The sequence below is a fragment of the Sulfurimonas sp. genome (assembly GCF_026988655.1).
Lineage (GTDB): Bacteria > Campylobacterota > Campylobacteria > Campylobacterales > Sulfurimonadaceae > Sulfurimonas.
Genome location: NZ_JALSKT010000044.1, coordinates 1 through 22,807 on the forward strand (window position 1 = coordinate 1; position 22,807 = coordinate 22,807).

19 protein-coding genes and 1 pseudogene are annotated in these 22,807 nt (G+C 35.2%); 7 read left to right on the plus strand and 13 right to left on the minus strand.

The annotated features are described in order from the left end of the window. Positions 1–103: 103 nt before the first annotated feature. Both serS and MV052_RS04220 read right to left on the minus strand, forming a co-directional pair. Positions 104–1,354 carry a serine--tRNA ligase gene (gene serS / locus MV052_RS04215; RefSeq protein ID WP_297441272.1) on the minus strand — a complete coding sequence of 417 codons (1,251 nt, stop codon included), beginning with the start codon at positions 1,352–1,354 and terminating at the stop codon, positions 104–106. 13 nt (positions 1,355–1,367) lie between these two features. Beyond that, on the minus strand, positions 1,368–2,279 hold the full coding sequence (locus MV052_RS04220) for a methylenetetrahydrofolate reductase (RefSeq protein ID WP_297441274.1): 912 nt from the start codon (positions 2,277–2,279) through the stop codon (positions 1,368–1,370). A 21-nt stretch (positions 2,280–2,300) separates the two neighbouring features. Between MV052_RS04220 and serB the strand changes: the two genes are divergently transcribed. The 3 genes from serB to MV052_RS04235 all read left to right on the plus strand — a co-directional run bounded on the left by serB (position 2,301) and on the right by MV052_RS04235 (position 3,764). Continuing rightward, positions 2,301–2,957 carry a phosphoserine phosphatase SerB gene (gene serB, locus MV052_RS04225; protein WP_297441322.1) on the plus strand — a complete coding sequence of 219 codons (657 nt, stop codon included), beginning with the start codon at positions 2,301–2,303 and terminating at the stop codon, positions 2,955–2,957. A 16-nt stretch (positions 2,958–2,973) separates the two neighbouring features. Then, positions 2,974–3,291, plus strand: a complete 318-nt coding sequence (locus MV052_RS04230; protein WP_297441275.1) for a hypothetical protein — start codon at positions 2,974–2,976, stop codon at positions 3,289–3,291. A 134-nt stretch (positions 3,292–3,425) separates the two neighbouring features. Further along, the gene (locus MV052_RS04235; protein WP_297441277.1) at positions 3,426–3,764 is read left to right on the plus strand and encodes a cytochrome C; all 339 of its coding nucleotides are present in this window, start codon (positions 3,426–3,428) and stop codon (positions 3,762–3,764) included. 15 nt (positions 3,765–3,779) lie between these two features. On the opposite strand, the gene MV052_RS04240 is transcribed toward MV052_RS04235, so the two are convergent. The 4 genes from MV052_RS04240 to rpsF all read right to left on the minus strand — a co-directional run bounded on the left by MV052_RS04240 (position 3,780) and on the right by rpsF (position 6,956). Then, positions 3,780–5,492: an OmpA family protein gene (locus tag MV052_RS04240; protein ID WP_297441279.1), complete on the minus strand. Its 1,713-nt coding sequence runs from the start codon at positions 5,490–5,492 to the stop codon at positions 3,780–3,782. A gap of 111 nt (positions 5,493–5,603) precedes the next feature. Continuing rightward, positions 5,604–5,867, minus strand: a complete 264-nt coding sequence (gene rpsR / locus MV052_RS04245) for a 30S ribosomal protein S18 (protein ID WP_297441280.1) — start codon at positions 5,865–5,867, stop codon at positions 5,604–5,606. 29 nt (positions 5,868–5,896) lie between these two features. Next, entirely contained in the window at positions 5,897–6,475 is a 579-nt protein-coding gene (locus MV052_RS04250) for a single-stranded DNA-binding protein (protein ID WP_297441282.1), read from the minus strand. A 31-nt stretch (positions 6,476–6,506) separates the two neighbouring features. Beyond that, positions 6,507–6,956: a 30S ribosomal protein S6 gene (gene rpsF, locus MV052_RS04255; protein ID WP_297441284.1), complete on the minus strand. Its 450-nt coding sequence runs from the start codon at positions 6,954–6,956 to the stop codon at positions 6,507–6,509. Positions 6,957–7,173: 217 nt separating this feature from the next. Between rpsF and MV052_RS04260 the strand changes: the two genes are divergently transcribed. From MV052_RS04260 to MV052_RS04275, 4 genes are all read left to right on the plus strand, one after another. Continuing rightward, positions 7,174–8,214, plus strand: coding sequence for an HD domain-containing phosphohydrolase (locus MV052_RS04260; protein ID WP_297441286.1), 1,041 nt, complete (start codon positions 7,174–7,176; stop codon positions 8,212–8,214). Next, positions 8,186–11,332 (plus strand): transporter substrate-binding domain-containing protein, encoded by a 3,147-nt coding sequence (locus MV052_RS04265; protein ID WP_297441288.1) that lies wholly within the window; start codon positions 8,186–8,188, stop codon positions 11,330–11,332. Before MV052_RS04260 ends, MV052_RS04265 begins: the two co-directional genes overlap by 29 nt. Positions 11,333–11,397: 65 nt before the next feature. Further along, entirely contained in the window at positions 11,398–12,420 is a 1,023-nt protein-coding gene (locus MV052_RS04270) for a divergent polysaccharide deacetylase family protein (RefSeq protein WP_297441290.1), read from the plus strand. A 4-nt stretch (positions 12,421–12,424) separates the two neighbouring features. Continuing rightward, positions 12,425–13,201, plus strand: a complete 777-nt coding sequence (locus MV052_RS04275; protein ID WP_297441324.1) for a DNA-processing protein DprA — start codon at positions 12,425–12,427, stop codon at positions 13,199–13,201. Between the two features lie 37 nt (positions 13,202–13,238). Here the strand turns inward: MV052_RS04275 and MV052_RS04280 are convergent, their stop codons facing one another. From MV052_RS04280 to hemW, 7 genes and pseudogenes are all read right to left on the minus strand, one after another. Then, positions 13,239–16,292, minus strand: coding sequence for a CusA/CzcA family heavy metal efflux RND transporter (locus tag MV052_RS04280; RefSeq protein WP_297441292.1), 3,054 nt, complete (start codon positions 16,290–16,292; stop codon positions 13,239–13,241). Further along, the gene (locus tag MV052_RS04285; RefSeq protein WP_297441294.1) at positions 16,292–17,341 is read right to left on the minus strand and encodes an efflux RND transporter periplasmic adaptor subunit; all 1,050 of its coding nucleotides are present in this window, start codon (positions 17,339–17,341) and stop codon (positions 16,292–16,294) included. The genes MV052_RS04280 and MV052_RS04285 overlap by 1 nt, the downstream gene beginning before the upstream one ends. After that, positions 17,338–18,528 (minus strand): TolC family protein, encoded by a 1,191-nt coding sequence (locus MV052_RS04290; RefSeq protein ID WP_297441296.1) that lies wholly within the window; start codon positions 18,526–18,528, stop codon positions 17,338–17,340. The genes MV052_RS04285 and MV052_RS04290 overlap by 4 nt, the downstream gene beginning before the upstream one ends. A gap of 50 nt (positions 18,529–18,578) precedes the next feature. Next, the gene (locus MV052_RS04295; protein ID WP_297441298.1) at positions 18,579–18,887 is read right to left on the minus strand and encodes a hypothetical protein; all 309 of its coding nucleotides are present in this window, start codon (positions 18,885–18,887) and stop codon (positions 18,579–18,581) included. Positions 18,888–19,067: 180 nt separating this feature from the next. Continuing rightward, positions 19,068–20,096 carry a tRNA preQ1(34) S-adenosylmethionine ribosyltransferase-isomerase QueA gene (gene queA, locus MV052_RS04300; RefSeq protein WP_297441300.1) on the minus strand — a complete coding sequence of 343 codons (1,029 nt, stop codon included), beginning with the start codon at positions 20,094–20,096 and terminating at the stop codon, positions 19,068–19,070. Next, positions 20,089–20,898 (minus strand): annotated as a pseudogene (tatC, locus tag MV052_RS04305) (twin-arginine translocase subunit TatC); the annotation flags it as partial. The pseudogene tatC and the gene queA, both read right to left, overlap by 8 nt. 788 nt (positions 20,899–21,686) lie before the next feature. Continuing rightward, entirely contained in the window at positions 21,687–22,742 is a 1,056-nt protein-coding gene (gene hemW, locus MV052_RS04310) for a radical SAM family heme chaperone HemW (RefSeq protein WP_297441301.1), read from the minus strand. Positions 22,743–22,807 lie beyond the last annotated feature (65 nt).

A 22,807-nucleotide genomic window follows, 5' to 3' on the forward strand; every position in this document is an offset into this window, starting at 1 on the left:
TAAATAAAACCTTTTTAGCCATTACTATACCGTAGTTTCAAGCACTTTTTAGACCCCATATTTTTTCATTAAGTCTAAATTTTTTATGCACTATTCTTAAAATTTACATCCCCAAGTAAGGTTTCAAAGCCTCAGGAATATCTATACTTCCATCTTCATTTTGAAAGTTCTCCATGATAGCTACAAGTGTACGTCCAACTGCGAGGGAACTACCGTTTAGTGTGTGTACGAACTCATTTTTTTTACTATTTTTAAAACGGATTTTTGCACGTCTTGCTTGAAAATCTCTTGTGTTGGAGATTGAAGAGATTTCTCGGTATTTGTCTTGACCTGGGAGCCAGACTTCTATATCTGTTGTATGTGCTGCACTAAAGCCTAGGTCTCCTGTGCAGAGATTGACGATACGGTGGGGTAACTCAAGTGCTGTTAAAATGTCTGAAGCAGTTTGTACCATTTCATCAAAGATTTTTTCACTCTCTTGAGGATTTGCAATAGCGACAAGTTCTACTTTGTGGAACTGGTGTTGGCGTATCATTCCTCTTGTATCACGTCCTGCTGCACCGGCTTCTTTTCTAAAGCATGAAGTATAAGCTGTCATTTTTTTTGGAAGTGCTTCTGCTGTAAGAATTTCATCTTGATACAGGTTAGTTACTGGAACTTCAGCAGTAGGAATGAGAAAAAGCTCTTGATCTTGCATCTTGTAAAGATCTTCTTCAAATTTTGGGAGTTGACCAGTACCTTCTAAGGCTTTACGATTTACCAGTGCTGGTACGCTTACTTCTTCAAATCCTCTTTGGCGGTTAAAATCAAGCATAAAGTTTATGAGTGCGCGCTCAAGTCTAGCTCCCATTCCAAAGCTTACTGAAAATCTTGAAGTTGCAAGTTTGACACCACGCTCAAAGTCTATCCAGCCGTTTAACTCTGCAAGCTCCCAATGCTCTTTAGGAGTAAAACTAAACTCTTTTGGTGTTAAAACCTTTTTTAATTCTACGTTGTCATTTTCATCTTCGCCATCAGGGACATTGTCATCTGGGATATTTGGTATAGCCATAGCTAGAGTTTCTAGCTCTTCTTGGCGGAGTCTTTGTATCTCAAGTGCATCAGCTATACGGATTTTATTTTCATCAACTTTTGCTTTGAGCTTACTGATGTCTTTGCCTTCACGTTTATAAACACCAAACTCTTTACTCATGGCATTTTGAGCAGCTTGAAGTGTTTCAAACGCAGCTTTAGCCACTTTGAGTTCTTCAAATTTTATTTTTACCTTTTCTAACAGTTTTGCATCAACGCCCTTGCGTTCGAGCTTTTTACTAATGCCTTCAAAATCTTTTTGGAGTAGTTTTAAATCAATCATTTTTTTCCTTCGTTTATACTAATATATCTTTTGCTATTTGAAATTGGTTTGCAGTCATAAGATGAATCTTTGGATGCAGTGCTTTAATCTCATCAAAAAGATTTTTACTAAGTTCAAACCCGACTTTGTACTCTTCTTCTGCATTGATTCTATTTGCTTTTCTGAGTTTTTCAATCCAACAATCTGGTACATTGATACCAGGAACATGCGAAGCTAAAAACTGTGCAGTACGTAGTTTTGTAATAGGAAAAATACCTAAAATCAACTCTGCTCTTTTGTTTTCTGGACAACACTCTTTGTTGGCATTATCTCGAAGTTCTAAAAGTAGTTTTGCATTTTCTACATCATAGACAGGCTGTGTAATGATACCCACTGCTCCATGTTTTATCTTTTTTTGAATCTTCTTTTGAAGTGTTTTTGGATTTTTTGCGTAAGAGTTCAGAACTGCAAAAGGGTGAATTTGCTCAGGTCTAATAGCTAAAGGTTTTGAAGAGTAGTCCATACCTGCATTAAACGCAGCTATGATGTCAAGCAAGAGTGAACTGTCTGACTCAAAGACACCTTTTGCATTTGGCTGGTCTGAGATAGTTGCTGGGTCACCCGTGAGTGCTAATATGGCTCTTATATCAAATTCGTTTGCACCCAAAAGGTCGGATTGCAGAGCGATTTTGTTTCTATCACGCATACTCATGGTTGCAATAACAGGCTTGTGGAATCTATCTTGGAGTAGTTTTGCCGCAAAAAGGGCATTGAACTTTAGTTTTGCTAGTGGATTATCTGTTGTGGAAAAACCATCTACAAGATTATGCAGTTCAAGCTCTTCTATTTTATCTATGGTGGGAGAGAACTTTGCTGAGTGTCCCGGAGTTGTTTCTAGTGTGATATATGTATCGTTTTTTAACTTATTAATGAGTGTAGTAAACAAAAAAAATCCTAATTCGCTATAATTGCGACATTATATACAAAAGAGAGAAAATTTATGCTAAAACTTGCAGTATTTGATTTTGATTCTACATTGATGGATGGTGAAACGATAGACTTTTTTGCACAAGAACTTGGAATAGGTGAGGAAGTCGCGCGTATAACCGAAGAAGCAATGAGCGGAAGACTTGATTTTTTTGAATCTTTACAAGAACGAGTAGGGCTTTTAAAGGGGCTTGATTATGAAATTGTTGAAAAAATTTCACACAATTTACCTTATATGCCAGGTGCAATTGAGACCATAGCAGAGCTTAAAAAAAGAGGACTTAAAGTGGTCTGTTTTAGCGGAGGCTTTAGGACTGCAACTTCATATGCTAAAGATATCTTAGGTTACGATGCGGACTTTTCAAATGCTTTACATGTTAAAGATGGAAAACTCACAGGACTTGTGGGTGGTGATATGATGTTTAACTTTTCAAAAGGCGATATGCTTGTAAGACTACAAAATATTTTAGGTGTCAGCGCGGAAGAGACTTTGGTTTGTGGTGATGGGGCAAATGACTTGTCAATGTTTGCTCATGCAGGTACTAGAGTTGCATTTTGTGCAAGAGAGATACTACAAAAAGAGGCAAATATCATCATAGGTGAAAAAGACCTCTCTTTAATTTTAGATCAATTATAAAATAAGGAATATACAGATGTTAAAAAATACAGTGTGGAGACAATACCACGATGAGAATAATTTTCGAGAAAAACTAGCAGAATTTTGTAAGATAGAGATTATTAATCTAATTGAAGATGACAAAGAATTATATGGAATTTTAAAAGCAAAATTAACAAAAAAAGAACTGAAATTATTTGCAATGGACACAGCCGGTGTGAGTGATGCAAAAATGAAGAGTGAGTTTGAATATACAAATGAAGAGTTAGAAAAAGCAAAATTTAAACTCTATAAAAAACTCATTCAAGATAAAACAAGACTTGCTTTTCGTCAAAGTAACTCTTTAGTAGACTAATAAGTAAGAGACCATAAATAATTTCATTGACTGGGAAATTATTTATGGTCTCTTACTTATATAAGATTAATCTATAATTTATAAAGATGTGAGTAAGATATCGCATTATTATTACAGATTTAAAAGGATTGACGATGAAAAAGCTTACTTCATTTTTATTAGCGACAGTTATTGCGGGTTCAGTATTTACAACGAGCGCTATGGCAAACCCAGCATACGGACAAAGGTTTTATCTTAAAAAATTAAAAATCTGTAAAAAAGACGGTCTTAAAAATGGAGCAGTATTTGCAATCAAGCATAACCGTAAGGGTTGGGAGTCTTTAAAAGAGTCTGGAAAGTTACAGCAAGAATGGACAAATATCTGTCCTCATGGTGCAAAGAAGATTAAGAAAATGAGGGATAAAGATATAAAAAATCTTTATGATTTCGTTTGGAAATATGCTTCTGATGGTGAAACACCAACTTGTGGGTAGCCCCACAGGTTGTATTTACTTTAAAATAATTTTAAAAGTCACTCTTCTTGACTTCTTTTTTTCCTCTTTTGCATTGAGCATAACTTTATCTTTATAGCTTAATCCACTCTCTTTAAGAATTTCTGTGAGCCACTTTTGTTCTTGAGTATTTTGTGCTTTAAAAAGTGCTTTGAGTGTTTCAAGCGATCGTTTTGCTGAAAGGTCTGCATTGTTAAGATAACGTTTTTCAAAGTTTGCATTTTTCCATTCACTTGAAGTATGTCCATTGATTTCTAGTGTTTTTACTTGGTCTTGATGCTTGTGTAGAAATGCAACAAGTTTTTTAGCAAATTTCTTGATGAAAGCCTCTTGCTTTGGAGTTAATTTATACTGACCTACTTGAAAATAAAGCCTAGGGTCGATGATATTGATGCGTAAATCTTTTGTGATTTGTAGTTGCTTATTTTTTATCTTATACGCAAACAGATCACAAAGTTGTGTATAAAAGTCATTTGCATTTACAGCTGTTTGTGCCATTGTTGCATCACTGTTTAGCTTAACAATCCACATGTTTTCTTCTTGAGAATTTTTATCTGTATGGACACCTGCTACAGCTATTTGAGAGTTATGTAAAATTTTTACTGCATTAAATGTATCATAATTTTTTCCCCCATAATGTTCTTGCTTTAGAAGTGTGAGATGCGTATCAAATATCATAGCTAAACCGTCGGTGTTAAAGGTGTCTTTTACATACCCTACACCGATGATTTTTCCATTAGAGAACTCTTGTATGTCATTCAGCACGCTTGCGTAAGTGGTTTTGATCTCTTTATCTGCTAATATATTTTTGTATAAATCAAATTTAATGAGTCTAATATGTGCTTTGCCTGCTTCATTGTACTGGGCTAATGAAACTAAAAAGTTATTGTCTTTGAGGAAGATGATTTTTTTAGGTTCAGTGAGTTTTGTGCTTTTAAAATGTTTGAGCCAAATTTTATTGCCATTTTCACTGAGTCGCATGAGCGTTACATCTTTATGTTTATCATACAATGTGGCTGCGAGGATGAGCAGTGAGCCATCAGGTGCTTCTACTGCGTTTATGCCATGGTCATCATACTCTGTACCATATTTTTTACTCCAGAGTTTTTGACCATTTTTAGAAAATCTAGTAAGGTAAATGTCATCATTTCCTAGACCTGATACGAAAGCATCATCATAGCTTGAACGTGAGGTAAATGATGAACCAACAGCTAAAACTCCTCCATCTCGAAGGGGTACAAGTGAGTTCATCTTATCAAAGTTTTTTGTTCCAAACTGCTTGGAAAAGAGTACATTTGCTTGTGAATCAAGTTTCATCAGTAAAAGGGAACCATCCATGGTGTACCCACCAATGATGTAGCCATTGTTTGGTGTTTTTATGACAGAAACAGCTTCATTAAACGCAGCTAAAGAAGCTGTTTTTGAGAGAACAATATTTGCACCTTTATCCACTTTTACTAGTTGCATTTGCTTGCCGTATTTATGAGAAACGCTAGAGAGATAATCAAAAGCATTTGTATATGCTTCTTGCTGCCTCGTCTTTTGGTTATAGTTTTTCGTAAAACCAACGGCAGAGATAGTTCTATCGTAATCTTGGGTAATATCAAAAAGTGCCCCATCAAAAGGTTTGTGAATGATAAGAGAAAAATCAGATGCTACTGCGTTTAGAGTAGTTATAAGTATAAGGGATAGAAATAGTTTTATTTTCATTAGGGTTGCTTTTTTACTGATAGTCTAGCAATAAATATTCCTAAGTTTGATTTGTATAAAAAGAGTGGGAAAATTGTTGAATATCCCCATAAAAAGGGGAAAGTTGAAAACCTATCTTAGGTTTTCAAATGGTGCAGTTACAACTTGCTTACGAGTTACAGTGTATGGAACTAAAGCTGCTGCACGAGCACGTTTGATTACTACTGTAATCATATCTTGGTGACGTTTACAGTTACCAGTTAAACGACGTGGCATAATTTTATATCTTTCTGATAATGAAAAACGTAAACTTGCTACTTCTTTGTAATCCATGAAGTCAACTTTTGACTCACAGTATTTACAATATCTTTTTTTGTATTTTCTTTTTTCTGACATGTTATTACCTTTTATGTATCTATTTTTGTCTAAAACGGAATTTCATCTTCATCTATATCAATCTCAGGTATAGCCGCACTGCTAGGCATTTCACGACTTTGTGCTGAAGCTTGATTATTATTGTAACTAGGTTGTTGATAACTTGGCTGTGCTTGTTGCTGCTGCGGTTGTTGATAACTTTGTTGCTGCTGTGCAGGTTGTTGATAGCCTTGAGGCTCACCCTGCGCTGGCGCATTATATCCACCATTTTGTGCAGGTGCATTATAGCCACCGCCTTGATTATCGCCTTTTGAGTCAAGCATTTGCATTGTCTCTACAATAACAGAGTGTTTAGAGCGTTTTTGTCCGTTTTGGTCTACCCATTGTTCAAAGTTTAATCTTCCCTCAACAAGGATTTTACTCCCCTTACGAAGGTATTGGTTGGCAACTTCAGCACTTCTTCCAAAGAATGTAATATCTACAAAACATACTTCCTCTTTTTTCTCACCATTACTAGTGAATTTACGGCTTGTAGCAATCGCAGTTTTTGCAATTCCCATTCCACTTTGAGAGTATCTAAGCTCGATATCACGTGTTAAGTTACCAACTAAAATTATTTTATTGAACATAAGTTTTCCTTCAATTTATAGCGTTATGCTATTACTCAGCTGCCGCTTCAGTTGCTGGAGCTTCTTCAGTCGCTGGCGTTTCTACTGCTGCTTCTTCAGCTACAGGAGCTTCTTCAGCTGCAGGAGTTTCTGCTTGAGTTGCCGCTGCTTTGTTCGCTTTTTCAACAAGACTATTCCATGCTTTAATCTCACGGTTTGTGTCATACTTGATAGTAACAAATCTTAAAAGTTCCTCGTTAATACGGAATCTTCTTTCGATTTCTGCGATTGAAGATGGAGCTATTGAGTAGTAGATTACATGGTAATAACCACGTTCATTTTTTTCAATTGGGTATGCTAATTTTCTCATGCCCATTGCACTTGTTGCAGCGATTTCACCACCGTTTGAAGTAATAACTTCTTCGATAGCTTTAACGTTTGCTTGAATTTCTTCTGCTGTTAATGTAGGTTTTACGATTACTAGGTTTTCGTAGTGTCTCATATAATATGATCTCCTCTTGGTATGCCTATTTTAGGCTTTTGTTTCCCTTTCGGATCTAAATATAATGTCATGATTGATATTACAAAGAGAAAGGAACGCGGGATTATACAAAAATTTTGCTTAAAAACAGCAAATAGTTTAATTGTTTCTTTTTTTAAGTTCTTCTTTATATCTTTTTTGTTTAAATCTATTTACTTTAAATGATATAGGTAATAGTATGACTTCCAAAGTTTTAATCATAGATGATGTGATAGAAAATATTCAGGTAGCTATGAATATCCTCAAAGAAGAGAGATATGACTTTTCATATGCTAAAAATGGTGAAGAAGCATTAAAACTTCTGGATGTAAACAATTTTGATTTAGTGTTACTTGATATTATGATGCCGGGAATAGATGGCTATGAAGTGTGCCACCGTATGAAAAATGACCCACGACTTTTAGATATACCAGTTATATTTTTGACCGCGAAGTCTGACATAGATTCTATGACAAAAGCTTTTGCAGTAGGTGGAGTAGATTATATCACCAAGCCTTTTCATGCTGATGAACTCCTCGCTCGAACTAAAACACATCTAGAGCTTTATAAAGCTAAAAAATTACTCCAAAGTAATAACCTCAATCTACAAACAAAACTAAAAGAAGAAAAAAAGCGTATATATACCGAACTTGAAGAGAATCAAAAAGAGATGATTTTTATATTGACAGAGCTTGTTGAGTCTGTTTCAGATGAGACGGGAAGACATATAAAACGTGTAGCGGAGTACAGCAGACTCTTAGCACATTATCATCCTGCTGTTTCAGAATCTGATGCTGATGTTATTTATCATGCAAGTCCTATGCATGACATTGGAAAGATGGGTGTTCCTGAACACATTTTACATAAAAAAGGCTCACTCACAAAAGATGAGTTTGAGGTTATGAAAACACACACGTCTATTGCACATAAATATCTAAAAATTTCAAAAAGAAAATTAATGAAGGCTGCAGATATTATTGCCTATGAGCATCATGAAAAATGGAGTGGAGAGGGGTATCCTCGTGGACTTAAAGGGAGTGAGATACATATCTATGCACGCATTGTTGCCATAGCAGATGTGTTTGACGCTTTAACACATAAGAGGGTTTATAAAGATGCTTGGAAGATAGAAGACGCGGTCTCATTTATCCAAGAAAACAGTGGCTCGCACTTCGATCCAGAATTGGTCGCTATTTTTAAAGAGCATCTTGATGAATTTATTGCAATTGCACAAGATTAGGATTGTTTTTCTCTTACTTTTATATACTTCGGCTCTTTTTGGGCTTGAATTTTCTCCCGAGGAGAAACAGTGGATAAAAGAGCATCCTCGTGTTCATTTTGGAGCAGATTACAGCTGGCCTCCTTATGAATTTGTAGATAAAGAGGGAAAACATATCGGTATTGCTGCTGATTTTTTAGCACTTATCAGTCAAAAAAGTGGTTTAGATTTTACTATAACATCACAAGTTTGGTCGGATGTTATGAAAGATATGAAAGCGCATAAATTTGACGGATTGAGTTGTGCAGCGAAGACGCCAAAAAGAGAGAAGTTTTTAAATTTCACCACACCATATGTAAAAATGCCTCTAGTGATTGTGACACAAGTGGCACGTCAGGATATAAAAAATATAAATGATTTAAAGAACAAAAGAGTTGCTGTAAATAAAGGCTCTTATTTACATGAATGGTTGCAAAAAAATCACCCAGAGATAAAACTCTATTTGACATCTTCAAATCGCGAGTCACTCAAAGCACTCTCTTTTTCAAAAGTGGATGCTTACATAGGCAATATTGCAGTGGCTTCTTACATCATGAAAGAAGATTATCTCTCAAACTTAAAAATAGTGAACAATGTACCAGGGATGGATACCAAAGTATCTATAGCCATTGACAAGAACAAGCCTCTTTTATTTTCAATCATGGAAAAAACATTGCAAGATATCAGCTATAAAGAGCGTCAAAAGATTACAAACAAATGGTTTGCAGCATCTAAGATAGATAGAAAATATTCTACTAGTTTAGAGTTTTCTAAAGAAGAAAACAGATGGTTGCATGAACATAAAAAAATCACGCTCTGCATAGATCCAAACTGGATGCCCTTTGAATCTTTTGATAAAGATGGAAATTATGTCGGTATCAGTGCCGAGTATTTTAAGGTATTTCAAAAAAAGATTCCTCTTCTTATCGAAGTTATTCAGACTAGATCATGGAGTGAGTCACTCTCCTTTGTGCAAAATGCAAAATGTGAGCTGCTTTCTTTGGTTGCAAAAACACCACAAAGAGAAAAATACCTAAAATTTACAACACCCTATCTTCGTACCTCCTTAGTTATTGCTACAAGACCTGAGGTCACTTACATCAGTAGTATGCAACAACTTGAAGGCAAGAAAGTAGCTATGGTAAAGGATTATGCTTTTACAAAACTATATAAGCAAAAGTATCCAAAGGTGCAAATTGTTGAAGTAAATAATATAAATGAGGGCTTAGAAAAAGTGCGTAAGGGAGAGTTGTTTGGCTTTATTGGAACGCTTATTGGTATTGGTTACCAAGTGCAGACAAATTTTCCAAATCAACTTAAAATATCAGGTCAATTACCAGAGAAACTTGCATTGAGTGTAGGCATAAAAAAAGATTTACAAGCATTAGCTTCTATTTTTCAAAAAGTTGTAAATTCAATCAAAGAAGAAGAAAAACAAAAAATAGAATCACACTGGATATCAGTAGAGTATGACCATGGATTTGACTATGCACTTTTATGGAAACTTTTAGCTGCTGTTTTGCTTATCATTGCGATTTTTGTTTACTGGAACAGGAAGTTGGCATTTGAGATTAAAAAAAGAGAAAAAGCACAAAAAGATCTACTTCAAACGCAGCGAAGATTACAAATAGAAAAAAACAAAGCAGAAGCTGCAACAAAGGCTAAGTCTGAGTTTCTCTCAAATATGAGTCATGAAATCAGAACACCACTCAATGCCATTATTGGTTTTTCAGAGATACTGAGTGAAAAGATAGAAGATCCAAAACTAAAAAGCTATATAAAAACCGTTAAAAATGCAAGTCATACGCTTTTGACACTAATAAATGACATCCTTGATCTCTCTAAGATAGAAGCAGGTAAACTCTCCATAGAGCCAAAACCAACAAATCTTTTTCAATTAGCTGATGAAGTAGGCTCTATCTTTGCAGTTGAGGTTGCAAAGAAGCAATTGGACTTTATAGTACATGTAAACTCCAACATTCCTAAAAGTCTTTTAGTTGATGAAGTACGTATACGCCAGATTTTACTCAATCTCATAGGAAATGCAATAAAATTTACACAAAAAGGTTTTGTTAAACTCAATGTAAAAGCCTTTGACATTGATCAGCATCTATCAAAATTACATTTGGAGATATCTGTAGAAGATAGTGGTATAGGTATACCCCAAGAGCAATTACTAAAAATTTTTAATGAGTTTGAACAGATGGATGGGCAAGATAGTCGTAAGTTTGGAGGTACTGGTTTAGGACTGAGTATTTCGAAACGCTTATGTGAAATGATGGGTGGAGATATCTCTGTAGAAAGTACATACAAAAAAGGAACTATATTTACAGTACATATATATAATGTAAACATTGCAGCCATTGCAGACAATGATACAGCAGAGGATGTCCGCATTAAAAGTTTAAAAAATATTGTCTTTAAAAGAGCAAAAATATTAGTCGTTGATGATATTGAAAACAATCGTGATTTGATAGTGAAGATTTTTCAAGAGACTGAGCTTGAAGTTATAGTAGCGAAAAATGGTTTAGAAGCGATAGAACTTTGCAAAAAAGAGCAACCTGATTTAGTTTTGATGGATATAAAAATGCCAGAGATGGATGGTTATGAAGCAACAAGCCTCATAAAAGAAATATCAAATTGCCCTGTTATCGCGCTTACAGCTTCACAACTGAAAGATGATACAGGACTGAAAGAGACACATTTTGATGGATTTTTACGAAAACCTATCTTGAAATATGATCTTTTTTTAGAGTTGAGTAAATTTTTAGCATTTAGTGAAGAGCGGGTTGCTGATGTGGAAGACAAAGAGGTGTTTGTCCTAGGTCAAAAAGCAAAAGAGCATAGAGAAGAGATAAGAAAAATTCTAGAAAAAGATCTACAACCTCTTTATTATAAGGCAATACAAACACATAATTTTTCTGATACAAAATATTTTAGTGACAAACTATATCAATTAGCTATAGAATATGAGATAAAAGCAGTACAAGAGTATGCTATAAAACTTCAAGAGAGTATAGACGCTTTTGATATTGGGGAGCTTGAGGAGTTACTGCCTAAGTTTGATGCGCTTATGAAAAAAATTGTTATGACAAATTGACATTAAAATTAAGATTTTTATTTTTTTAGGCTATAGTTACACAAAATTTGAAAATAAGATGTGAAATGCCAAGAAAAAAAAGTACAAAAAATACGAAAACAAAAAAAGTAATTAAAAAAACTCATTCAAATATATTAGTATATATAGCTTGGTTTTTAGCAATTCTTGCTCTTATTCTTATATCTTTGTTGATAGGCTATTATGTGGGTATTTCTGAAGTAAAGCCAAAAGGGCTAACACAAGAACAAGCTTTAAAACATAGTAAAACATTGCTAAAAACTTCTGATGAGAAGCTTACGAAAAAAGAAAAACCTGTTGTAAAAAGGTTGCAAGAGGTACTAAAAAATGAGCAAAAGGATTATGAATCAGCAGCGCATGAAATAGATAGTGAAAAACTTGCTAATCCTATTCCTGTAAAACATAAAAAAGTAGTTGTTTATCATCATAAACCAAAACTTGCAATTATCATTGATGATGTTCAGACCAAGTCGCAGATAGATGCTATCAAAAAGCTACATTTAACACTTACTATGTCGTTTTTGCCGCCACGAAAAGCAAGACCATATTCCGCGAAATTAGCTGCTAAAGAGAAGTTCTATATGGTACATTTACCAATGGAAGCGATGCATTTTAGTGCTGCAGAACCAGATACTTTACTTGTACATGATTCACAAACGAAAATACTTCAAAAAATCAGACAAATCAAAAAAGAATTTCCTCGGGCACATTATATAAATAACCATACGGGAAGTAAATTTACATCCAATGAAGTTGCTATGAATAGGTTGATATTTGCATTAAATGAAAGTAACATTCGTTTTATAGACAGCAGAACTACTGCAAAAACAATGGCTCCAAGGGTTTTAGAAAACTTCGGACTCAAATATGTCGCTCGGGATGTTTTTTTGGATCATAAAATGGATAAATCCTATGTGAAGAAACAGATAAAAAAAGCTATAGCAGTAGCCAAAAGAAATGGCCATGCAATAGCAATATGTCATCCTCACAAAAATACACTCGCAGCACTAGCTGAGTCTAAAGCTCTTTTTAAAGATGTGGATTTAGTTCAGGTAAACGAGGTTTATTAGCTTGCTGATACAAAATGTTGGAATGCATATACAAGCACTAGATGCGATGAAAAAATATCCATCTGCGCTTTATTATAAAGGTAATCTAGGACTTCTCGAAAAAGTAAAAATTTCTATAGTAGGAAGTCGTAAGCCAAACCAATACGCTAGAGAGTTGACCCATCAATTAGCTACAAAACTCTCAAACGCAGGCATCTGTGTAGTAAGCGGTGGTGCACTTGGTGTAGATGCCATTGCGCATAAAGCTGCAGGATCTGCAAATACAATTATGGTTGCGGCTACAGGCTTAGATAAACGTTACCCCTCTATCAATAAAAATATCATTGCAGGGATAGAAAAAGAGGGACTTGTGTTGAGTCAGTTTAAAGAAGGTACTCCTTCTCAAAGGTATAATTTTCCACTAAGAAATGAAGTGGTTGTAGCCCTTGGTGAAGTGCTTGTTGTAAGTTATGCAGATGAAAACTCAGGAACGATGCGAAGTGTAGAGTATGCACTGAAAATGGGAAAGAAGATTTTTGTGCTACCACATAGAATAGGAGAAAGCACAGCTACAAATAAACTACTAGCCAACAAAAAAGCTGAAGCGATTTACGATCTGGATGCTTTTGTATCGCAGTTTGCAGTGAAAGAGTCAAGACCAATCATTGAAGATGAATTTTTACTTTATTGTCAAAGTGGACCTAGTTACGAAGAAGCTTTAGCAAAATTTGCTTCAAAAGTTTTTGAGTATGAACTTGCAGGTAAGATTAATGTTAAAAATGGGAAAATTTATCTAGCGTAAAAGTTTCATAAATGAAACTATTACTCTAGTGCTTAATTTATTGTTTTTTCAAATATATACGCCTGTATAAGACTGGTAAAATAAGCAAGGTTAAAATTGTTGAGCTTATGAGCCCTGTGATAACAACAGTTGCTAGTGGTTTTTGAATTTCTGAACCTGGTCCAGTGGCAAAGAGCATCGGCACCATTGCAAACGCAGCAATCAATGCAGTCATCAACACAGGGCGAAGTCTGCGTTTAGCACCTTCAAAAACACTCTCCTCTAACGACATTTTTTGATAGAGTTCATTAAAATAGCTTATCATCACAACACTATTTAATACAGCTATCCCAAGTAAAGCGATAAAACCAACAGAAGCGGGAACAGAGAGATAATATTTACTTAATGATAGACCTATAATCCCGCCTGTAAGTGCGAGCGGAATCATGGCATAAACCGCTACAGCTTGCTTAAAAGATTTAAAAGTAAAAAATAAAATCATAAAAATGACAACAAGTGCAATGGGTACAATAAGACTTAGTTGCTTCATTGTGCGTTGTTGATTTTTAAACGAACCTCCATACTCAAGATGGTATCCTGTTGGAAGTTTTATCTTGTTTTGTATCTCTTGTTGAATCTCAGCAACAAAAGTTGTTAAATCTCTCCCTCTTACATTTGTTTGGATTGATACAAAACGCTGAGCACCTTCGTGTTTAATCTCTACACTTCCCTCAGTACGTTTTATGTGTGCAATGTTGTCTAGGGTGATACGTTCACCTCTTGGTGTTGTAAAGTAGATATTTTTTAGTTTGACATTGTTCACAGAATAGTTTGAACGTAAAATAATATCAAACTGTTTCATTCCCTCATAAATTTTTCCACTATGGACACCCATGATAGCTATTTGTAAGATTTGTGAAGCATTATCAAGATTTAAACCATACTTTGTCAGTTGTTTTTTATCAAATACAACTTCTTTATAGCTCACTCCATCATTTTGACGCATATACACATCTTCACTGCCTTTTGTATTTTGTATAAGATGTGAGATTTTTATGCCTAAGTCATTAAGTTCGTTTAGCTTGTCTCCAAAGAGCTTTACAACTACATCCCCTCGTGAGCCAGTAAGCATTTCTGATGTTCGCATTTCAATAGGCTGAGTGAAACCAAACTCTATCCCTTTTATATTTTCTATAACAGATCGTATCTCTTCTATTAGCCACTCTTTATCTTGCTTACGCCATTGTGATTTTGGTTTAAAGACTAAAAATGTGTCAGTATCATTGAGACCCATTGGATCAAGTCCAATTTCATCAGAACCACTTCGTGCAATGATGGAGGCTATTTCAGGTACTTTTTGCATTAGCTGTTTTTGTATCTGTGAGTTAAGTGCAATACCTGCTGGGATGTTGATGGATGGATTGGATTCTATACCTATGACAATATTTCCTTCATCCATTGTTGGCATAAAAGTCTTTCCTATACTTGCAAACATGTAGATACTCAAAGGGACAAGAAGAGCTAAAAAGAGATAAATGAATTTTTCATATTGAAAAGATTTTTTGAGTAAAGGTACATAAATATTTTCAAGTTTTTTCATTAACCAAGTAGGTTCGTGAGAAGGATTTTTAATAAGCATATCTGCAACAACAGGAATGAAGAAAAGTGCAAAAACTATGGAAGCTGCAAGTGTAAAAACTATACTCAGAGCAACAGGAGCAAAAAGTTTTCCTTCTAAGCCTTGAAGCATTAAAAGAGGTGAAAAAATTGTAATGATAATAACAACACCTGAAACAATAGGAAGACTGACTTCTTTGGCAGCTAGATAGATTAAACGACTTCGTGCTTCGTGTTTAAATTCTGGATGTGTCAGTTTTGCAACAATATTTTCAACCATAACGACGGCCGAGTCAACGATGATTCCTATCGCAATTGCAATACCTCCAAGACTCATAAGATTGGCACTAATGTTAAAGTATCGCATGAGGATAAAGGCTGTTAAAATTGCCATTGGTAAAATAAGTGCAACAGTAATAGCAGAGAGAAAATCGCCAAGCATAAAAAGTAATATGATGATAATAAGCACAACCGCCTCTAAAAGAGCTTTTTGTACAGTATTGAGCGCTTTGGAAACTAAGTCACTTCTATCATAAAAGATATTGATTTTTGTTCCATCTGGAAGTTGTTTTTCAATTTTTTTGAGTAGATTTTTAACATCACTGACTGTTCTTGAAGCATCTGCACCTTTAAGACCAAGCACAAGCCCTTCAACTGCTTCTCCTTTACCATCTTTGGTTACATAGCCATAACGTGTCATAGAGCCTATACGTACATCTGCAACATCGCCAACATAGATAGTACTGCCCTGACGTTGTGCTACAACAAGCTCTTTAATTGATTTAATACTTGTTAATTTTCCTGCAACACGTACAATTAAAGCTTCATCACCTTTTTCTTGTCGTCCTGCTCCGTAGTTTGCATTGTTTTTTTGGATAATTTCTTTGAGCTTATTTACTGAAATACCATAAGAAGAAAGGAGGTTGAAGTTTGGTTTTATGATATAACTTTTGACCTTTCCTCCGAGTACATTAACATCTGCCACACCTTTAATAGAACGTAATTGTGGACGAATAACCCAGTCAAGTAGCGTACGTTTTTCTTTTAGTGAAAGCGTTTGTGACTCTATGGTAAACATAAGAATTTCACCCAATGGAGTTGTAATGGGAGCGATACCTCCACTTATGGAAGAAGGAAGATCCTTTTTTATAGAACTAAAGCGCTGGTAGACTCTGTCTCTCGCCCAGTAAAGATCAGTACCTTCTTGAAAATCTATAGTAATATCGGCTAAAGCATATTTAGAGATGGAGCGTGCCATTGTTTGGTGTGGTATGCCTTGCATCTGTAGTTCTATAGGTATAGTAATTTGTTGTTCAACTTCTGAGGGAGTCATACCTGGTGCTTTTATGATGATTTTGACTTGTGTTGATGAAACATCGGGAAAGGCATCTATAACAAGATTTCCATATGAAAGCACCCCATAAACAGCGATTGCTAAGGCTGACAATAGAACAAAGATTCTTTGCGAAATGGCAAAGCGGATTAATTTATCCATTATTCATCCTTTTCTTGGGCAATAGTTTTGAGTGTAAGAACTGAAGAGATAGCAAGAACATCTACTGCGTTTAGAGGAGCATCAATATAGCTAAAGCCTTCACTAGAACCTAAAAGTTTTACGGGTATTGGTTCAAAACCATTGTCTCTTTTAACAAAAACTGTATAAGAGCCTTTATAGTTTATAAGTGCTGAATCTGGGACTCTATAGGCTTGATGTTTACGGTAAAATGCAAGGTTACGACTGACACCACCTCGTGCATTACAGTTGCCTTCTTGATGTAAGTCGATACTTCTTGTTTGTGAAAGTGTATCGATATTTGGCGCGAAAGCAAAAACTTCAAACTCTTCTGTATCTGTGAAAAGTTTTTGAGAGATATGTAAAGAGTCTGCTTCTTTCCAGTTCATACTAATTTCGAAATGGCATTCACTAGTGTTGACTAGTAAAGAGAGTACGGCTCCTTGTGTGACAAAACTACCGCTTTGCACATTTAATGAAGCTATGCTGCCTGATGCCGGTGCGTAAATATTTAAAGTAGGATCAGGCTTATGTTTTGAGTTGATATATTTGAGCTGTTGTTTACTCATTCCATAAGCGAGCAAAACATCTTCTTTAAAGGCTACAGAAGCTGTCAGCTTTTCTAAATTATTTTGACTCTCTATCAGTTTTTTATTAGCAACTGCTCCCTTTTTTACAAGAGGGATAAGTCTTGTTACTTCTTTGTCATAATACTCTTTTTCTAAAATGGTTGCGATATATTTTGACTGCAAATCCAATAGTTTTGGGCTTTTAAGTGAAAAAAGCTTGTCTCCTTTTGTAACTGTAGCATAAGGCTTTATGTTTATGCTTGTTATAAAGCCATCTGTATTGGCACTAATAGTATATTTATTATGCAGAGGATACTCATAGGTTCCAAGGTAAACACCTAGAGGGATGGTTTGGCTTATCTGTGGTTTCGCTGTTTTTACTTCTAATGTTCCTGGGTCGATTATCTGTGCTGTGAGCAGTGTGGAGATAAGACAACTAAGTGTAAGTATATTTTTTATCATTTTTGTTCCTTTAATGGAGAAATCCCTAGTTTGGTATAGAGTTTGGCTTGGGCTTGCAGCGCATCTCTTCTGATATGTATAGTTTGTAAGATGAAGTCAAAAAGTGTTTGTTGGCTGTTGATATATTCTAAATAGTTTGCCTCACCAGCTTGAAAACGCTCCTTCATCAGTTGGGCTGTTTTATAAGCTTTTAGAATAAGCTTGTCGTTTATGTAGGCTAGCTTTTGTGCATTGTTTTGTTGTTCTAACCTATAGGATGCTAATGTGTTTTCAAGCTCTTGTTGCAAATAGTTTTGTTGTGAAAATGCAGCGAGTTCTTGTTGTTTTGCAACCTCTAAAGTGTTTGTTCTCTTATCTCCCCATGTTAAAGGTACTTGTAGATAAGCTGATGAACGTGTGACATCCATTTCATCATCGTAAGAGAGACCGACCGTGATTTTATCAACAAGGCTATCTCGATATTTTTTTAAGGCAGTTTGTTTTTTTGCCTGCAGATGAAATGCTTGAGAATAAGGAGATTTTGTGAAACTCTCATCTGCAAAAGGGGTAATATCTGCAGGTAAATCAGAGCATTGTGGTTCTATGGCTGTAGCTTTAGTGCTAAATAGATTAAGCCTTTGTAGGCTTTGTTTATAGTTATTTTTAAGACTAAGTATTTTTAAAGAAAGATTGTCAACACTCATTTGGCTTCGATAAAGAGAACTCAAATCAAACTCTCCACCATCAACACCAACTTGAATAAGTGCTGTCATCTTTGTATTTCTCAGTTTTTCGTCTTCGAGTATAGACACTTGCTCTTTTATAAAACAGGTATCAATATAACTTTGATAGATATAGTTTTGTATTTGTGCAGTTTGGAGTTTCTTTTGGATACTTGAAGAGAGATGCAGTGTATTTTTATATGCATCACTTGATCCTAGTAAAAAAGATTTTTGTAAGCTTACTTGATACTCAAGTGCATCTTCACTTGTGTTTTTTGACTCGGCATAAGCTACTTGCGCACCAAGTGAGAAACCATTAGATAGAATTTTATTCTCTTGTGCTAATGTTTGTGCATTCACAAGATGTAAACGACTTTTTAGAATATCTGTATTTGTAACATTAGATAAATATGTGGCTAAATTAGCCTCATGTGCTTGAAGTGAAGATGAAAATATCAACACTAAAAACGTAGATAGGTATTTCATTAGTAAACCTTTTGTTTATTATAGTATTTAAAAGTGGGTGAGTTTAAAAGTTAAGAGATGGGTGGGGTGTATAAAACGGGTTCTATTCTTTCGTGCATAAATTGACTTGTATACGAAGGCTCAAACGCAGTAATGCTTTGAGTGTATATTTTAGTGTCAGGTGTAAGAACATCGAGTATAATGTTGTGTATATATTGATGAATTTGGGTTTGTGTGTCAATTGCAATATTTTTATTTTGTGAAAAGCACAGTTCATACTGTGTATCTGTGTCAAACTCTTCAATTACATAATCATGAAAGGTAAAGAAAGTAAAGGTAAATAATAAAATTATTAAAAGATATTTTTTATATTTTCTCATGTCGTAATAATACCGACTAAAAGTAAATGATTTTACTTTTAGTCGCTAAATCACAACTCAAGTCATTCTCAGCTTGACTGGGAATCTAGCTAATAATTTCATATAAACTAGACCCTGAATCAAGTTCAGGGTGACTTGAGTTTTGAAGTTATCTTAGTTTTGATTTACCGTGACTTTTTACTAAAGAATTAACATCGCATCGCCATAAGAGTAGAAACGATATTTTTCTTTTATAGCTTCAGCGTATAGCTCTTGAGTTTTTTGTAGTCCCACAAAAGATGCCACTAGCATTAATAGGGTTGATTTTGGTAGGTGAAAATTCGTCAGTAGATGATTTACTCTACTTGGCTTGTTTTGTGGATGCAAAAAGAGGTTGGCTTCACCTCTTGCAATTTTTCCATGTTTATCATAGAACTCTATGGTTCTTGTTGAGGTGGTTCCCACGCTCAAAACAGGTATGCTAGAGTCTAAAATAGCTTTTGCTTTGTCTGAGATAGCATAGTACTCTGAGTGCATAGGATGCTCGGTTATGATATCTGCTTCAACTGGTTTAAATGTTCCACTTCCTACATGAAGGGTAACATAAGCGTGTTTGTGGTTTTTACACATACGTTCATGTTGCTCTGGTGTAAAATGGAGTGAAGCAGTTGGAGCAGCAACGGCACCTTCTTTTTTTGCAAAAACACTTTGGTATTCGTTGGCATCATCACTCTCATCTGCTCTTTGGATATAAGGAGGAAGAGGAATATGCCCAATGATTTCTATAATGGGAAGTAAATCTTCAAAACGAAGAGCTTTATCATCAAGAAAAAAGTTGACTTCACGACTTCCATCATCATTGAGTTTTGTGACTTTGGCTTTGAGGGCTTTATCAAAAAGAATTTCGGTACCGATTTTAACTTTTCCTCTTATATAGACATTGATATCTACTGCGTTTAGCGCTCTGTTTATGAGGAGTTCTATCTTGCCACCACTTGGCTTGTGTCCAAAAAGTCTTGCTTTGATAACTTTTGTATCATTAAAAATTAAGGCACAATCCTTAGGGATAAATTTTTCAAGATCATAAAAATGTGCGTGGGTAATAGTGTCTGTAGCTCTATCATAAACTAATAGTTTTGCATAGTCACGTGGAGAAGCAGGGTAGTTAGCTATCAGTTCGCTTGGAAGAGTGAAGTCGTAGCTTGCTGTGAGTAACTCTTTGTTACTCACTTTTTTTCTCTATAGCATTATCTTCATCTAGATCTTCTTCATCATCATCTTCCTCTTCATCCTCTTTTGGAGCAGGATTAACCATTTTGACAATCAAAATAGAAAGTGCATAGAGAATAATAAGTGGACCTGCCATAAGAAGCTGTGTTAAAACATCTGGTGGGGTTAATAGTGCCGCAACAATAAAAATAATAACGATAGCATACTTGAAAAATGCAAGCATTTGCTTGTCGTTAATAAGTCCTAAAAGAGCTAAAAAGTATGCAAAAACAGGTAACTCGAAAGCTAGACCAAACCCAAACATAATTTTGGTAAAAAAGCCAACATAATCTTCAATATTTATCAGTGGTGTAAACTTGAAACTACCGAAGGTGATAAGAAAATCAAATCCAAAAGGTGTTACGATGTAGTAAGCAAAGAGCACACCGGCGAGAAACATAACAGTTCCACCTACTATAAAAGGAATAATCATCTTTTTTTCATGTGCATACAGTCCAGGAGCGATGAAAAGCCAAATCTGTGAGAGGATAATAGGAAGCGCACCTAGGATTGCTGCAAAAAATGAAACTTTTAAGGCAACAAAAAATGCTCCACCGACTTGGGAAGTGGTTATCATTCCATCGGCTGCATGAACAGACTTTTTACCTACTTCAATCAGTGCAGTATTTAAAGGCTCAACCATCCAGTTAAGAATAGGTTCATGAAAATAGAACATTGCAAAGAACATTACTATTAAACTACCAGCAGCTATGGCTAATCTTTTTCGGAGTTCTACAAGGTGTGGTTTTAGTTCACTAAACATATGGCGAGTCTTTCTTGTCTATTTTATTTTCTTTTTCTTCATCTTTTGATGTTTGTGCTTCTGTATCTAATGATTCAGACTTTTTCATTTTTTTCTTTTTAAAGGTAACTTCTTCAGGTTGGGAAGAGGCTTTTGGTGTTTGTATCTTCTCTTCATCATCACTGAGTATGTCATCTGTTAAGCTTGTAAGTTTAGCACCCATCTCTTGGGGAATATGTGTTGCTTTATGAACACTTTCACTTGCATTAAGTAGTTCTTCTTTATAAGCGAGAGCTTCTTTTTTAATTTCAGAAATATTCATCTCTTCTTCGAGAGAATCTTTGACTGTACCTATTGTACTTTTGACGTTTTTAAAAAATTTAGCAATTTCGACCATCGTGCTAGGTAGTTTATCTGGACCTAGAAAAAGAATAGCGATAACTGCTATGAGAAGTATTTCTGTAAAACCCATACCAAACATATTTCAGCCTTATGGGCACCTCTAAAAACCCTAGCATATCTCAGCACACCATAGGAGTTTACAATCAAGGCACTCTTCTGAAGCCCTAGCCAAAGCTAAGGCGAAAAAGAGTAACGCAGAGTGTAGGCTCCTATGGTGTGCCCAACGGGAGGGATAAAAAAAGCGATATTGCAAAAAACTTTTTATCACCATAGCTACGGCTATGCTTCAAAAAAGATTTTTCACAATCTCATCTTTTTTTCTTCCCTCTGAGATATACTAGGGTTTTTAGAGATGCCCTTATATTATTTATTGATGAGATTTTACCTAAAGTATGATTAAAAAATCTTCAAGAAGTCAAAAAGAGTGCAATTTCATCTGCTAGAAGATAGTCTGGGTTGTACAAAATATCTCCTTTTTGAATGAGTTTTTTTTCTTTTATTAAGATGGAAGCTCTTTTTCTTTCTTCATTTTCTAAGAGTTTTATATCTACTCCCACACAAGAACGCAGTCCTAAGAAAATCTTTTCTATACGTTGGTCTTCTTGGCTTAAATCTTCTTGTGAAATATCTAAAGGATTTTCAATATACTTCTCAATATCAGGAGTAGGGTAAAAGCGTGTGCTGTTTAGTTTACCAACTGCACCAGCACCAACTCCCATGTAGTCCGTATAATGCCAATACCCAAGGTTGTGCGTAGATTGATATGTGCCAAAGTTACTAATCTCATACTGAGAAAAACCATGCTTTTTTATCGCCTCAAAGATCCAAGTGGTAAGGGAGAGTTGCTCACTTGACATCTGCGGACGCGACTCAAACGCAGTACCTTCTTCGATAGTAAGCGCATAGGCACTGAGATGGTTAATAGGTAAGCTAAACGCAGTATCTATGTCTTTTTGAAGTAACTCTTTTGTATCTCCGAGTGTTGCATAAATAAGGTCAAGAGAGAGGTTTGTAAAGCCAACATTTGCTGCGTTTAGGAGTGCTTCTTTTGCCATTTCTGGCGTATGCGCACGGTTAAGAACTTTGAGTTTTGTTGCATCAAAACTTTGCACACCAAAACTGATACGATTGACTCCAAGTTTGTACATTCCCACAAGCCACTCATATGTAGCACTGTTGGGATTAGCTTCGCTTGTTATCTCAATATCTGCTATAAGATAGGGTTTCAAGAGTATGAAAATATCTTTATAAAGCTCTGGTGCAACGGTCGAGGGCGTACCTCCACCTATAAAGATGGTTTCTATAGAATTGTATTTGGCATTAAACCTTTGTAGCTCATGTTTTAGTTGTGCTAACAATGCTTGCATATAAGCAGCTTTAAGATGAAATTTGTCCACATAAGAGTTAAAAGCACAGTAAGAACATTTGGAATCGCAAAAAGGAATGTGTAAATATAATAACATTTTAGAAGTATATCTAATTTTATTTCAATTTAAGTAGTTGCTTAAATGCAATTTAGTATAATTGC

Bases quoted from the DNA above. Each gene is read 5' to 3' on its own strand.
- serS (WP_297441272.1), bottom strand. From the start codon at position 1,354: ATGATTGATTTAAAACTACTCCAAAAAGATTTTGAAGGCATTAGTAAA.
- MV052_RS04230 (WP_297441275.1), top strand. From the start codon at position 2,974: ATGTTAAAAAATACAGTGTGGAGACAATACCACGATGAGAATAATTTT.
- MV052_RS04235 (WP_297441277.1), top strand. From the start codon at position 3,426: ATGAAAAAGCTTACTTCATTTTTATTAGCGACAGTTATTGCGGGTTCA.
- MV052_RS04240 (WP_297441279.1), bottom strand. From the start codon at position 5,492: ATGAAAATAAAACTATTTCTATCCCTTATACTTATAACTACTCTAAAC.
- rpsR (WP_297441280.1), bottom strand. From the start codon at position 5,867: ATGTCAGAAAAAAGAAAATACAAAAAAAGATATTGTAAATACTGTGAG.
- MV052_RS04250 (WP_297441282.1), bottom strand. From the start codon at position 6,475: ATGTTCAATAAAATAATTTTAGTTGGTAACTTAACACGTGATATCGAG.
- rpsF (WP_297441284.1), bottom strand. From the start codon at position 6,956: ATGAGACACTACGAAAACCTAGTAATCGTAAAACCTACATTAACAGCA.
- MV052_RS04260 (WP_297441286.1), top strand. From the start codon at position 7,174: ATGACTTCCAAAGTTTTAATCATAGATGATGTGATAGAAAATATTCAG.
- MV052_RS04265 (WP_297441288.1), top strand. From the start codon at position 8,186: ATGAATTTATTGCAATTGCACAAGATTAGGATTGTTTTTCTCTTACTT.
- MV052_RS04270 (WP_297441290.1), top strand. From the start codon at position 11,398: ATGCCAAGAAAAAAAAGTACAAAAAATACGAAAACAAAAAAAGTAATT.
- MV052_RS04280 (WP_297441292.1), bottom strand. From the start codon at position 16,292: ATGGATAAATTAATCCGCTTTGCCATTTCGCAAAGAATCTTTGTTCTA.
- MV052_RS04285 (WP_297441294.1), bottom strand. From the start codon at position 17,341: ATGATAAAAAATATACTTACACTTAGTTGTCTTATCTCCACACTGCTC.
- MV052_RS04290 (WP_297441296.1), bottom strand. From the start codon at position 18,528: ATGAAATACCTATCTACGTTTTTAGTGTTGATATTTTCATCTTCACTT.
- MV052_RS04295 (WP_297441298.1), bottom strand. From the start codon at position 18,887: ATGAGAAAATATAAAAAATATCTTTTAATAATTTTATTATTTACCTTT.
- hemW (WP_297441301.1), bottom strand. From the start codon at position 22,742: ATGTTATTATATTTACACATTCCTTTTTGCGATTCCAAATGTTCTTAC.